The organism is Nocardioides sp. TF02-7, from assembly GCF_022437945.1.
GTDB lineage: Bacteria > Actinomycetota > Actinomycetes > Propionibacteriales > Nocardioidaceae > Nocardioides.
In genome coordinates this window covers 4,450,429-4,463,173 of sequence record NZ_CP092535.1, presented here as the reverse complement: position 1 = coordinate 4,463,173, position 12,745 = coordinate 4,450,429, and the positions used below count along the sequence as shown (strand labels likewise).

The 12,745-nt window shown below is 72.6% G+C and carries 6 protein-coding genes and 5 pseudogenes; 10 read left to right on the top strand and 1 reads right to left on the bottom strand.

From position 1 onward, the window contains the following. Window positions 1–29: 29 nt before the first annotated feature. The 4 genes and pseudogenes from efp to MF408_RS23180 all read left to right on the top strand — a co-directional run bounded on the left by efp (window position 30) and on the right by MF408_RS23180 (window position 2,419). Window positions 30–593, top strand: coding sequence for an elongation factor P (efp, locus tag MF408_RS23195; protein WP_240249573.1), 564 nt, complete (start codon window positions 30–32; stop codon window positions 591–593). A gap of 49 nt (window positions 594–642) precedes the next feature. Then, window positions 643–1,023, top strand: a pseudogene (gene nusB / locus MF408_RS23190) (transcription antitermination factor NusB); the annotation flags it as partial. A 27-nt stretch (window positions 1,024–1,050) separates the two neighbouring features. Further along, a pseudogene (locus MF408_RS23185) lies at window positions 1,051–1,953 on the top strand (FAD-dependent oxidoreductase); the annotation flags it as partial. Window positions 1,954–2,110: 157 nt separating this feature from the next. Further along, window positions 2,111–2,419: a hypothetical protein gene (locus MF408_RS23180; RefSeq protein ID WP_240249572.1), complete on the top strand. Its 309-nt coding sequence runs from the start codon at window positions 2,111–2,113 to the stop codon at window positions 2,417–2,419. 16 nt (window positions 2,420–2,435) lie between these two features. Here MF408_RS23180 and MF408_RS23175 read toward each other — a convergent pair whose 3' ends face one another. Then, a complete protein-coding gene (locus tag MF408_RS23175; RefSeq protein ID WP_240249571.1) occupies window positions 2,436–2,795 on the bottom strand; it encodes a hypothetical protein in 360 nt (119 codons plus the stop codon). 74 nt (window positions 2,796–2,869) lie between these two features. Here MF408_RS23175 and MF408_RS23170 point away from each other — a divergent pair, with 74 nt between their 5' ends. The 6 genes and pseudogenes from MF408_RS23170 (at window position 2,870) to MF408_RS23145 (ending at window position 12,378) form a co-directional block, all read left to right on the top strand. Beyond that, window positions 2,870–3,961, top strand: coding sequence for a hypothetical protein (locus MF408_RS23170; RefSeq protein WP_240249570.1), 1,092 nt, complete (start codon window positions 2,870–2,872; stop codon window positions 3,959–3,961). Between the two features lie 96 nt (window positions 3,962–4,057). Beyond that, on the top strand, window positions 4,058–4,228 hold the full coding sequence (locus MF408_RS23165) for a CsbD family protein (RefSeq protein WP_240249569.1): 171 nt from the start codon (window positions 4,058–4,060) through the stop codon (window positions 4,226–4,228). Between the two features lie 891 nt (window positions 4,229–5,119). After that, a pseudogene (gene pyrR / locus MF408_RS23160) lies at window positions 5,120–5,721 on the top strand (bifunctional pyr operon transcriptional regulator/uracil phosphoribosyltransferase PyrR). Next, window positions 5,718–6,669 (top strand): annotated as a pseudogene (locus MF408_RS23155) (aspartate carbamoyltransferase catalytic subunit). The pseudogenes pyrR and MF408_RS23155 overlap by 4 nt, the downstream one beginning before the upstream one ends. Beyond that, window positions 6,666–7,963: pseudogene (locus MF408_RS23150) on the top strand (dihydroorotase). Before MF408_RS23155 ends, MF408_RS23150 begins: the two co-directional pseudogenes overlap by 4 nt. Window positions 7,964–8,103: 140 nt before the next feature. Then, the gene (locus MF408_RS23145) at window positions 8,104–12,378 is read left to right on the top strand and encodes a peroxidase family protein (RefSeq protein WP_240249568.1); all 4,275 of its coding nucleotides are present in this window, start codon (window positions 8,104–8,106) and stop codon (window positions 12,376–12,378) included. Window positions 12,379–12,745 lie beyond the last annotated feature (367 nt).

Genomic DNA, 12,745 nt, shown 5'->3' with positions numbered 1-12,745 from the left:
CCTGACACCTGCATGAAGAAGGCTGGCGCATGGCAACGACGAACGACCTCAAGAACGGCATGGTTCTCAACCTGGACGGCCAGCTCTGGCAGGTCCTCTGGTTCCAGCACCACAAGCCCGGCAAGGGCGGTGCGGTCGTCCGCACCAAGCTGAAGGCCGTCGAGACCGGCAAGGTCGTCGACAAGACCTTCAACGCCGACGTCAAGGTCGAGGTCGCCAACGTCGACAAGCGCACCATGCAGTACCTCTACAACGACGGCTCGTCCTACGTGTTCATGGACACCGGCACCTACGACCAGGTCGAGGTCACCCCGGAGATCGTGGGCGACGCCAAGAACTTCCTCCTGGAGAACCAGGAGGCCATCGTCGCCACCAACGAGGGCCGCGTGCTCTACATCGAGCTCCCCGCCGCGGTCGAGCTCGAGATCACCTACACCGAGCCCGGCGTCGTCGGCGACAGCGCGACCGGCCGCACCAAGCCGGCGACGCTCGAGACCGGCCACGAGATCCAGGTGCCGCTGTTCATCACGCAGGGCGAGAAGATCAAGGTCGACACCCGCGACTCGTCGTACCTGGGGCGCGTGAAGTCCTGATGGCGGACGCTCCCAAGCGACCCGGCGGCGCCCGCACCCGGCGCGCAAGCGCGCCCTGGACCTGCTCTTCGCCGCCGACCTCCGGGGTGAGTCCGCGGTCGAGACCCTCGACCGCGCGATCGAGGAGGGCGCGGCGCCCACCAACCCCTACACCGAGACGCTCGTCCGCGGCGTCGTCGAGCACCTCGCACGGATCGACGAGGTGCTCGGCACCTACGCCGAGGGCTGGACGCTCGAGCGGATGCCCGCCGTCGACCGCAACGTCCTGCGGCTCGGCGCCTACGAGCTGCTCTGGGCCGACGACGTCCCCGACCCGGTCGCCGTGACCGAGGCGATGGCGCTCGTGCGGGAGCTGTCCACCGACGAGTCGCCGGCGTTCGTCAACGGCGTGCTCGGCGCGATCATCCGGAGCAAGCCGACCCTCGTCTGATCCGCCCGGCTCGCATAGCGTGTCGTCATGGCTGAGACCGTCGACGTCGCCGTGATCGGGCTGGGACCGGGAGGGGAGCACGCCGCCGCCGAGCTGGCCCGCGCCGGGCTCTCGGTGATCGGCGTGGAGAAGCACCTGGTCGGGGGCGAGTGCCCCTACTACGGCTGCATCCCCACCAAGATGATGATCCGCGCGGCCGGCGCCCTCGCCGAAGCCCGCCGGGTGCCCGGCCTCGCCGGCGACACCGAGGTCAGCCCCGACTGGGCCACGGTCGCCACCCGGATCTCCGACGAGGCCACCGACGCCTGGGACGACACCGCCGCCGTCAAGCGGCTGGCCGACGCCGGCGGCCGGCTGGTGCGCGGGAAGGGACGGCTGGCCGGGCCGGGGCGGATCGAGGTCGAGACCCCCGAGGGGACGCAGGCCTACGACGTCCGCCGCGGCGTGGTGCTCGACGTCGGCACCGCACCGGCCGTGCCGCCGGTCGACGGCCTCGCGGACACGCCGTACTGGACCAACCGCGACGTCGTGCAGCTGCGCACGCTGCCCGCCAGCCTGGCCGTGCTCAGCGGCGGCGCCATCGGCTGCGAGCTGGCGCAGGCGCTGGCGCGGTTCGGGGTCGCGGTGACCGTGCTCGAGGCCGGCGACCGGATTCTGGGGCCGGAGGAGCCGGAGGCGAGCGAGCTGGTCGCGGGCGTGCTCGAGCGGGAGGGCGTGAGCGTGCGCACCGGCGTGCGCGTGGAGCGGGTCGACCACGACGGCTCGACGTTCAAGCTGACGCTCGGTGACGGCTCGCTGACGGCCGCCGGGCTGCTGGTGTCCGCCGGCCGCCGGCCGAACTTCGCCGGGCTCGGCCTCGACAGCGTCGGGCTCGACCCCGACGCCCGGCACCTCGACGCCGACGAGCGGATGCGGGTCGCCGACGGCGTGTGGGCCGTCGGCGACATCACCGGGAAGGGCGCGTTCACCCACGTCTCGATGTACCAGGCCGACGTCGCGGTGCGCGACCTGCTCGGCCAGGACGGACCGTGGGCCGACTACACGGCGGTCTCCCCACGTCACGTTCACCGACCCCGAGGTCGGCACCGTGGGGCTGACCGAGGCGCAGGCCCGGGCCGCGGGGATCCGGGTCGCGACCGGCACGTCGCAGGTGCCGTCGTCGAGCCGCGGCTGGATCCACCAGGCCGGCAACGACGGTGTGATCAAGGTGGTCGCCGACGCCGACCGCGGCGTGCTGGTCGGCGCGACGACGGTCGGCCCGGCCGGCGGCGAGATGATCGGCCTGCTCGCGACCGCGGTGCACGCCGCGGTGCCCGTCGAGCGGCTGCGGACCATGCACTTCGCCTACCCGACGTTCCACCGCGGCATCGCCGACGCCCTCGCGGACCTCGGCTAACCTCGGACCAGCCTGGTCAACCGCTCTCGGAGGTTGCAATGAGCCCGTCACCCCTCAGCCCCGGCACGGGGGAGAACACCTCGGACCGGTTGTACACGCCGCAGGAGCTCGAGGAGTTCGCCCGGCGGCAGGTGGAGGCGGCCCGCAACGGCGCCGCCGTCGATCCGCTGAGCGACCCGATCTCCATCGACCCGCCGACGAATCCCGCCGGGTCGCCGCCCGTCAGCCCGCCGCCCGTCAGCCCGCCCGTCAGCCCGCCGCCGGCGAGCGCGGCTTCGGTGGGCCCCGCCTCCGCCGAGCGCGGCTCCGACGGGTCCGCCGCCGACGAGTCCTCCGCCTGTCGGCCCGCCGCCTGGCGCGGTGCCGGCCGCGGCACCGACCGCCGTACCTCCTCCCGAGCGGCCGGCCGCCGCGGCGCCTCCGGACCGGCCCGCGGAGCCGCGGCGGTTCATGACGGCCACCGACTTCCTCGACCGCCGCTCCGGCGACCAGCAGCTCGGGCCGGCGAGCTGGGGGTGGCGCGGCGGCGTGCGCCGGCTCAGCGGCGGGCTGATCAACCCCCGGATGGGCCGCAAGGAGCTCGCGTTCCACGCCGACCGGCAGGCCATCCAGAAGGACTTCTCGGGCCCGCGCACGATCGCGTTCGTCAACCCCGAGGGCGGCGCGGCCAAGACGACCGGCGTGCTCGCCGCCGGTTACACCTTCGGCACCGTGCGCGGCGGCGGCGTGGTGGCGTGGGACAACAACGAGACCCGGGGCACGCTGGGCATCCGTGGGCTGCGCGGCAGCCACCGCAACACCACCCGCGAGCTGCTGGAGGACCTCGGCCGGTTCAAGGACGTCTACCAGTCCCGGATCGGCGACCTCGGTGCGTTCGTGCGGTCGCAGGGCGACGCCCACTTCGACGTGCTCGCCTCCGACGAGCGGGCCGACGTCACCGGCATCATCCACGCCAGCGACTTCGCCGAGGTGCACGCCCTGCTCGAGCGGTTCTACCGGATCATCCTCGTCGACACCGGCAACAACATCCGCGCGGAGAACTGGCTCGCCGCCGCCGCGGCCGCCGACCTGCTCGTGGTGACCAGCACCATCCGCGAGGACACCGGCTACAGCGGCCTGTGGATGCTCGACGCGCTCCAGGACGCCGGCCACACCGACCTCAAGCACAAGACGATCACCGTGCTCTCCGACCCCAGCGACCGGGTCGACACCCGGCTTGCCCAGGACCTGGTCCAGGTCTACGAGCAGCGCACCCGCGGCGTCCACCGCGTCCCCCTACGACCCCGCCCTCGTCGGCGGCTCCGTCGTGCCCTACCACCAGCTCTCCGACGGCACCCGCCGCTCCTGGCTGCGCGCCTGCGCCGCGATGGCCCGCGCGCTGTAGGGGGTCGGCGAGGGCGGGGGCTCGGTCGCCGCGACTCGGCCGCCGCGACTCGGCCGCCGCAGGCTCGGTCGCCGCAGATTCATCAAGGTATGTCGACGAACCTGCGCCTCCCACGGTGGGTACGCCGTGGGAGGCGCAGGTCGACCGACATCCCTTGATGAACCTGCGCCACGTGTGACGAGTGCTGGATGCGCCGGACCCGTGCGGGTACCACTCCAGCTGACCACGGCAACCCGTCGAGAAGGGAGTCCGTCATGAGCAACAAGGACAAGCTGGAGAACACCGCCCAGGAGAAGATGGGCGAGGCCAAGGAGGCGATGGGCAAGGCCTCCGACGACGAGGACCTCCAGGCCGAGGGCAAGGCCGACCAGTCGAAGGGCAGCCTCAAGCAGGCAGGCGAGAAGATCAAGGACGCGTTCAAGTAAGTCTTGCGCGAGCGTGTCGCAGACGGTGCGGCGGCGCACGGGCCTCCGGCCCGCGGCCGCCGCACCGTGCGGCTTCGCCGCGTGCGCCACGCTGCCGCGCCGCGGTCGAGGGCGGCTGGGTGCAGGGTCGTCCGGCGGCCGGACCGGGCGGCGCACGGGCCTTCGGCCCGCGGCCGCCGCACCGTGCGGCTCGGCCGCGTGCGCCACGCTGCCGCGCCGCGGTCGAGGGCGGCTGGGTGCAGGGTCGTCCGGCGGCCGGACCGGGCGGCGCACGGGCCTTCGGCCCGCGGCCGCCGCACCGTGCGGCTCCGCCGCGTGCGCCACGCTGCCGCGCCGCGGTCGAGGGCGGCTGGGTGCAGGGTCGTCCGGCGGCCGGACCGGGCGGCGCACGGGCCTTCGGCCCGCGGCCGCCGCACCGTGCGGCTTCGCCGCGTGCGCCACGCTGCCGCGCCGCGGTCGAGGGCGGCTGGGTGCAGGGTCGTCCGGCGGCCGGACCGGGCGGCGCACGGGCCTTCGGCCCGCGGCCGCCGCACCGTGCGGCTCCGCCGCGTGCGCCACGCTGCCGCGCCGCGGTCGAGGTCCGCTGGGTGCAGGGTCGTCCGGCGGTCGAGCGAGCCCCAGCTGCCGCAGATTCATCACGGTATGTCGCTGGGTCTCCGCTTCCCACGGTGGGTACGGCGTGGGAAGCGCAGGTTCGTCGACATACCTTGATGAATCTGCGCCACCCGTGACTCCACCCCCCCGTCACGGCCCCCACCCCACCCACCCGCCCCCCGCCCCCACCCGCCGCGTGCCACTTGCCGAGGCGGACCCACCACCCGTTAGGGTGGAGCCGATCGACATCCTTTAACGAGCCGTCCCGTGAGGCGGAGAAGGAGGTCCGGCGCACTGATGCCTGCCGCCCCGTCGGCCCCGGATGCAGGGGTCCCCGTCAGCAGCACGGTCCACACCGTCCTCGATGCCCGTGACATCGCCCGGGCCCTGACCCGGATCTCGCACGAGATCCTCGAGCGCAACAAGGGTGCGGGTGACCTCGTGCTCCTCGGGATCCCGCGCCGGGGGTGCCGCTCGCGCACCGGATCGCCGAGCGGCTGTCCGCGGTCGAGGAGGTCGACGTCCCCGTCGGCTCGCTCGACGTCACGATGTACCGCGACGACCTGCGGATGAAGCCGGCGCGGGCGCTGCTGCACACCGAGATCCCCGCCGGCGGCGTCGACGGCCGGGTGGTGGTGCTGGTCGACGACGTGCTGTTCTCCGGCCGCACCATCCGGGCGGCGCTCGACGCCATCAACGACGTGGGACGTCCGCGTGCCGTGCAGCTCGCGGTGCTGGTCGACCGCGGTCACCGGGAGCTCCCGATCCGCGCCGACTTCGTCGGCAAGAACCTGCCGACGTCGCTGGTCGAGCGGGTGAGCGTGCACCTCGCCGAGATCGACGGGCCCGACGCCACCGACGCGGTCACGATCGACGGCCCCGCGGGAGGCACCGAGTGAAGCGCCACCTGCTGAGCGCCGCCGACCTCACCAAGGACGACGCCGAGCTGGTCCTCACCACCGCGGCCGAGCTGCGGTCGTTGGCCGACCGGCCGATCAAGAAGCTGCCGGCGCTGCGCGGCCGCACGGTCGTCAACCTGTTCTTCGAGGACTCCACCCGCACCCGGATCTCGTTCGAGGCCGCGGCCAAGCGGCTGTCGGCCGACGTGATCAACTTCGCGGCCAAGGGGTCGAGCCTGAGCAAGGGCGAGAGCCTGAAGGACACCGCGCTGACGCTCGAGGCGATGGGCGCCGACGCCGTCGTCATCCGCCACGGCGCCAGCGGTGCGCCGCACCGGCTGGCCAACTCCGGCTGGGTGCGCTCGAGCGTCGTCAACGCCGGCGACGGCACCCACGAGCACCCGACGCAGGCGCTGCTCGACGCGTTCACCCTGTGGCGGCACCTCGGCAAGGAGCGTCCCGGCGGGGCTCGAGGGACGCCGGGTCGCCGTCGTCGGCGACGTGCTGCACAGCCGGGTGGCGCGGTCCAACGCGCTGCTGCTGCAGACCCTCGGCGCCGAGGTCACCCTCGTCGCCCCGCCGACGCTGCTCCCGGTCGGCGTCGACGGCTGGGGCGTGGCGACGGCGTACGACCTCGACGCGGTGCTGCCGAAGGTCGACGCGGTGATGATGCTGCGGGTCCAGCGCGAGCGGATGAGCGGCGGGTTCTTCCCGACCGCCCGCGAGTACTCCCGCCGCTACGGCCTCGACGGCCGCCGGATGGCGAGCCTGCAGGACCACACCATCGTGATGCACCCCGGTCCGATGGTGCGCGGCATGGAGATCACGGCCGACGTGGCCGACTCCGACCGGTCGGTGATCGTCGAGCAGGTGACCAACGGCGTCGCCGTCCGGATGGCCGTCCTCTACCTCCTCCTCGGAGGATCCGAAAGCGAGAGCAGCGAGTGACCAGCAGCACGACGTACCTCCTCCGCAACGCCCGCGTCCTCGGCGCCGAGCCGACCGACGTCCGGCTCGAGAACGGCGTCGTTGCCGCGGTGGGGAGCGACCTCCCGGTCGACGGCGCGACGACCGTCGACGCCGACGGCCTGGTGGCGCTGCCGGGGCTGGTCGACCTCCACACCCACCTGCGCGAGCCGGGACGGGGAGGACGCCGAGACCGTGGCGACCGGCACCCGCGCGGCGGCGCTGGGAGGGTTCACCGCGGTCCACGCGATGGCCAACACCGACCCGGTCGCCGACACGGCGGGCGTCGTCGAGCAGGTGCACCGGCTGGGGCGCGACGCGGGCCACTGCGACGTCTTCCCGGTCGGCGCCGTGACCGTCGGGCTGCGGGGCGAGCGGCTGGCCGAGCTGGGCGCGATGGCCGACTCCGCCGCCCGGGTGCGGGTGTTCTCCGACGACGGCCACTGCGTCAGCGACCCGCTGCTGATGCGCCGGGCGCTGGAGTACGTCAAGGCGTTCGACGGCGTGATCGCCCAGCACGCGCAGGACCCGCGGCTCACCGAGGGCGCCCAGATGAACGAGGGCGAGCTCTCGGGCCGGCTCGGGCTCGCCGGGTGGCCGGCGGTCGCCGAGGAGGCGATCATCGCCCGCGACTGCCTGCTGACCGCGCACGTCGGCTCCCGGCTCCACGTCTGCCACGTCTCGACGGCCGGTTCGGTCGAGATCGTGCGCGACGCCAAGCGCAAGGGCTGGAACGTCACCGCCGAGGCCTGCCCGCACCACCTGCTGCTGACCGACGACCTCGCGGCGACCTACGACCCGGTCTACAAGGTCAACCCGCCGCTGCGCTCGACCGCGGACGTCGAGGCGCTGCGCCAGGGCCTGGCCGACGGCACGATCGACGTCGTCGCCACCGACCACGCCCCGCACCCCCACGAGGACAAGGACTACGAGTGGGCGGCGGCGGCGTTCGGCATGCTCGGGCTCGAGACCGCGCTCTCGATCGTGCAGCACACGATGGTCGACACCGGTCTGCTCGACTGGGCCGGGGTCGCCGAGCGGATGTCCGCGGCTCCGGCACGGATCGGGCGGCTGACCGACCACGGGCGGCCGATCGAGGTCGGCGCCCCCCGCCAACGTGGTGCTCTACGACCCGTCGGTCACGCGGGTCGTCGACCCCGCCACGTCGGCCAGCCTGAGCCGCAACACCCCGTACGCCGGCCGCAAGCTCCCCGGCCGGGTGGTCGCGACCTTCCTGCGCGGGCGTCCGACGGTCCTCGACGGTGCCCTGACCTGATCCGGTGACCCGGGGCAGCACCGCGTCGGCTGCCCCACCCCTCGCTTTCACGAATCTGTGACGGCCCCTTTCCGAGACTGCGGCCGCGGGCGAGTCTCGCCCGCACCGCGTCGAGCAGCGGGGACAACGAGGGGGCTCACATGACGAAGGACGTCAGAAGTACGACGCGACGGGCACGACGTGTCCGGCGCGTGCTCGGGGGCATCGCCGTGCTGGCCTGCGGGGTCAGCGGCGTCGGCCTCGGGGCGGTGCCGGCCGCGGCCGTCACGGACACGGATCCGGACTTCCTGCTCATCGAGGAGGACCTGGAGCACATCCTGAAGCAGATCCAGGTGGCGGAGTCGCACGCCGCCGGCAACCGGCTGCTGTGCGACGAACCCACCGACACCAGCGGCAAGTGCGTGACCGACCCGGCACTGCCGACCGGCCTGCGCACCGTCGACGGGTCGTTCAACAACCTCGCGCACCCGACGTACGGGGCCTCCGACCAGCCGTTCCGGCAGATGCTGCCGCCGGCGTGGCGGCCCGGTGAGGCGCCGCCGACCGGTGCGCCGCCCAACCCGCCGGGTGCGACCGACCCGTGCGAGGGCGCAGCCCCGACCTGCTACGCGCAGACGTCCGGGTTCGTGTACGACTCCGACCCGCGGATGATCAGCAACCTGATCGTCGACCAGTCCGAGGCCAACCCGGCCGCGCTCAACGCCTACGAGGCCTCGGTCGCCGCAGGACAGCCGGCGACGCTGGAGAACGGTCAGGTCTTCGTGCCCAACAGCGCCCCGGACGAGGCGCTCTCCGCGCCGTTCAACGCGTGGTTCACGTTCTTCGGGCAGTTCTTCGACCACGGCCTCGACCTCGTGGACAAGGGTGGCAACGGCACGATCGTGGTCCCGCTGCAGCCCGACGACCCGCTGATCGCCGGCCCCGACGGCCAGGCCGGCACCGAGGACGACCTCCCGCCCGCCCGCCGGTTCCTGATGCTGACGCGGGCGACCCGGCTGCCGGGCCCGGACGGTGAGCTCGGCACGCCCGACGACCAGCACAACAACCAGACCACGCCGTACATCGACCAGAACCAGACCTACACCTCCCACCCGTCGCACCAGGTCTTCCTGCGTGAGTACGAGCTCGTGGACGGCCGCCCGCACGACACCGGCCGGATGCTCGACGGCACGCTCCCCGGCGGCGGGGTGGGCGGGCTGCCCACCTGGAACGACGTCAAGCGGCAGGCGCGGGAGGTCCTCGGCATCGACCTCGTCGACACCGACGTGCTCGACGTCCCGATGCTGGCCACCGACCTCTACGGCAACTTCGTGCCGGGTCCGGACGGGTTCCCGCAGCTGATGACGGAGGACGGCGCCGTCGAAGGGGACGCCGGTGCCGCGGTCGCGACCACCGACGCCCTGCGCACGGGCCACGCGTTCCTCGACGACATCGCCAACGGCGCCACACCGATCCCCAACGCCGACCCGAACGCGCCGCCGGGCTACGACAACGTCGCCCTGGGTGAGCACTTCGTGACCGGCGACGGTCGCGGCAACGAGAACATCGGGCTGACCGCCGTCCACCACGTCTTCCACTCCGAGCACAACCGGATGGCGGGCGAGATCAAGGAGATCCTCGACGAGCCGGGGAACGAGGAGCTGCAGAAGGCGTTCCAGGGCCTCGCCAACGACTACGACGAGCTGCTCGGCGAGCCGCTGCCCTCCGGGCCCGAGGCCGACGACTGGTCCTACGAGCAGCGGGTCTTCCAGGCGGCCCGGTTCTCCACCGAGATGCAGTACCAGCACCTGGTGTTCGAGGAGTTCGCCCGCAAGGTGCAGCCGGCGATCGACGCCATCGTGCTGAACGAGAACAGCTACGACGCCACGATCAACCCGGCGATCAGCGCCGAGTACGCGCACGTCGTCTACCGGTTCGGCCACTCGATGCTCACCGAGGAGATCGAGCGCAACCTGCCCGGTACCGACGTCGGGTCGGTCAGCCTGCTCGACGGGTTCCTCAACCCACGGGCCTACGACGACGACGGCGCCCTGACGCCGGAGCAGGCCGCGGGGGCGATCATCAACGGCACGACCAACCAGGTCGGGGGCCAGATCGACGAGCTGGTCATCGGCACCCTGCGCAACAACCTGCTCGGCCTGCCGCTCGACCTGGCGACGATCAACATCGCCCGGAGCCGCGACGCCGGCGTCCCGCCGTTGCAGGTGGCCCGCCGCACCTTCTTCGAGGAGAGCGGCGACCCGATGCTGGAGCCGTACAGCAGCTGGATCGACTTCGGGCTGAGCCTGAAGAACGGCGACAACTTCGGCCGGGAGACGAACTACCCCAACGCGTCGCTGGTCAACTTCGTCGCGGCGTACGGGACGCACCCGTCGGTGGCCGGCGCCGCGACGGTCGCGGCCAGGCGCGCCGCGGCCGACCTCCTCGTCAACGGGGGAGCAGGCGCGCCCGGCGACCGCGAAGCGTTCATGAACAGCACCGGGAGCTGGGCTGTCCCGGAGGGCACCAACACCGGCCTCGAGAACGTCGACTTCTGGGTCGGCGGCCTCGCCGAGGCACTGGAGCCGTTCGGAGGCATGCTCGGGTCGACGTTCAACTACGTCTTCGAGAAGCAGATCGAGGACCTGCAGTTCGGCGACCGGTTCTACTACCTGTTCCGCAACCAGGGCAACCAGCTGTTCTCGGCGCTCGAGGGCAACTCGTTCTCGGGCCTGATCCAGCGCAACACCGACGCCTCGCTGCTGCCGGCGGACATCTTCGCGATCCAGGACCCCTACCTGGACCTGGAGAACCTGCCCACGCCGTGGCCGACCGGCCTCACCCAGGCGCCGGACGGCACCTGGCGCTGGGACGGTGACGAGCACATCGAGATCCACGGCAACCGCACCGAGGCCGACCGGATGCGCGGCGGCCAGGGTGACGACGCGCTGTGGGGCTACGGCGGGGACGACCGCATCGAGGGCGGCTCCGGCAACGACTCGCACGTCGGCGGCCAGGGCGACGACATCCTGACCGACACCTTCGGCGACGACAACATCAAGGGCGGCTTCGGCAACGACGCCATCAAGGCGGGCTCCGGCGACGACCTGGTCCTGCTCGGGCACGGCGACGACTTCGTCACCACCGGCAACGACTTCAAGACCGTCTTCGGCAGCACCGGTGACGACGTCGTCGTCGGCGGCAACGGGCGGGACACCGTCTTCGCCGGCGAGGGCCACGACTGGTTGCAGGGCGGCGCGCACGCCGACCTGCTGCAGGGCGACAACGCCAACCAGTTCCAGAACAACCCGCACGGCGGCCACGACATCGTCGACGGCGGCGCCGGGAACGACGACATGGAAGGAGAGGGCGGCGACGACATCCTGATCGGGCGCAGCGCCGGCACCGACCGGATGGAGGGCATGCACGGCTACGACTGGGTCACCTACCGTGGTGACGAGACCGGTGTCGACGTGGACCTCCGGTTCACCACCCTGCAGCGGCCGGACAACCAGGCGCTCCGCGACCGGTTCGACCTGGTCGAGGCGGTCTCCGGCGGCGGCGGCGACGACGTCCTCCGCGGCATGGCGACGTCGGTCGACGACCTGCCCGACTCCGAGCTCAACCTGCACAAGATGACGCAGGCGTCGCTCGACCGCATCGACGGGCTGCAGGCCCTGCTCGACCCCGGGCACGTGCAGAACTACGCCGAGCGGTTCATGGTGCAGCACATCGGCTTCGACACCGACGGCGTCAGCAACCTGTTGCTCGGCGGCTCGGGGAGCGACCTGTTCGAGACCCGTGTCGGCGACGACTTCGTCGACGGCGACGCCTACCTCGACGTCTACCTCGTGGTCGACGGGGTCCGGTACGACGACGCGTCCGACCCGGCCCTCCAGGCCGGCATCTTCGACGGGACGATCGACCCGGGCACCATCGACATCGTCCGGGAGATCGCGGTCGACCCCGACCAGGAGGGGGTGCTCGACACGGCCGTCTTCAGCGCGGATCGCGCTCAGTACACGATCCGCGACCTGGGCGACGGCTACTGGGAGGTCGCGCACAACCTGACCGACGAGGAGGCCGAGGAGGCCGAGGGCCAGGACATCCTCCACGATGTGGAGCTCGTCCGGTTCGCCAACGGCTGCTTCGTGCTCGCCACGATGGAGCCGTGCGGGGAGCTACGGCACCGCCGCCATCACCTACGAGGGCGCAGCGCCGGTCGAGGACCAGCCCGTGACCGGGACGGTGACCTTCGACAGCAGCCGGGTGGCGGACCCGCGGGACATCCAGTTCCGCTGGAGCGCCACGGACTTCGAGGACGTCAACGGGCTCGGCGACTGGCTGACGGCGGGCGTGCAGCGGATCGACCGGGCGGCCGACTGCACGACGACGGGTCAGGAGCTGACGTGCACGGGCACCCTGGTGCCCGGTGACGCCGAGTTCGACACGGCGCTGCGCCTCGAGGTGACCTTCCTCGACGAGGAAGGGGTCATGCGGTCCATCCTGTCGCCGGTGACGACGGCCGGTGTGGTCGGCGTCAACGACCCGCCGACCCGGCCGGTCCTGAGCACCGACAACCCGGTGGTCGGACAGCGGGTCAGCGCCTCGGGCCTGGCCGACGACGACGGCCTCGAGGAGGCCGGCGAGACCCTCGTGTGGGAGTGGCAGACGGCGCCGGCGCCCGGAGGTCCGTGGACGACGGTCGCGACGCAGCCCTACAACATCACGGGGTTCATCCCGGCCGACGCGCACGGCAACCGGTTCCTCCGCGTGGTCGCGGCCTACACCGACGACCACGGC

What these genes read in the sequence shown, in the direction of transcription:
- efp (WP_240249573.1), top strand. Translation starts at nt 30, where the DNA reads ATGGCAACGACGAACGACCTCAAGAACGGCATGGTTCTCAACCTGGAC.
- MF408_RS23170 (WP_240249570.1), top strand. Translation starts at nt 2,870, where the DNA reads ATGACGGCCACCGACTTCCTCGACCGCCGCTCCGGCGACCAGCAGCTC.
- MF408_RS23165 (WP_240249569.1), top strand. Translation starts at nt 4,058, where the DNA reads ATGAGCAACAAGGACAAGCTGGAGAACACCGCCCAGGAGAAGATGGGC.
- MF408_RS23145 (WP_240249568.1), top strand. Translation starts at nt 8,104, where the DNA reads ATGACGAAGGACGTCAGAAGTACGACGCGACGGGCACGACGTGTCCGG.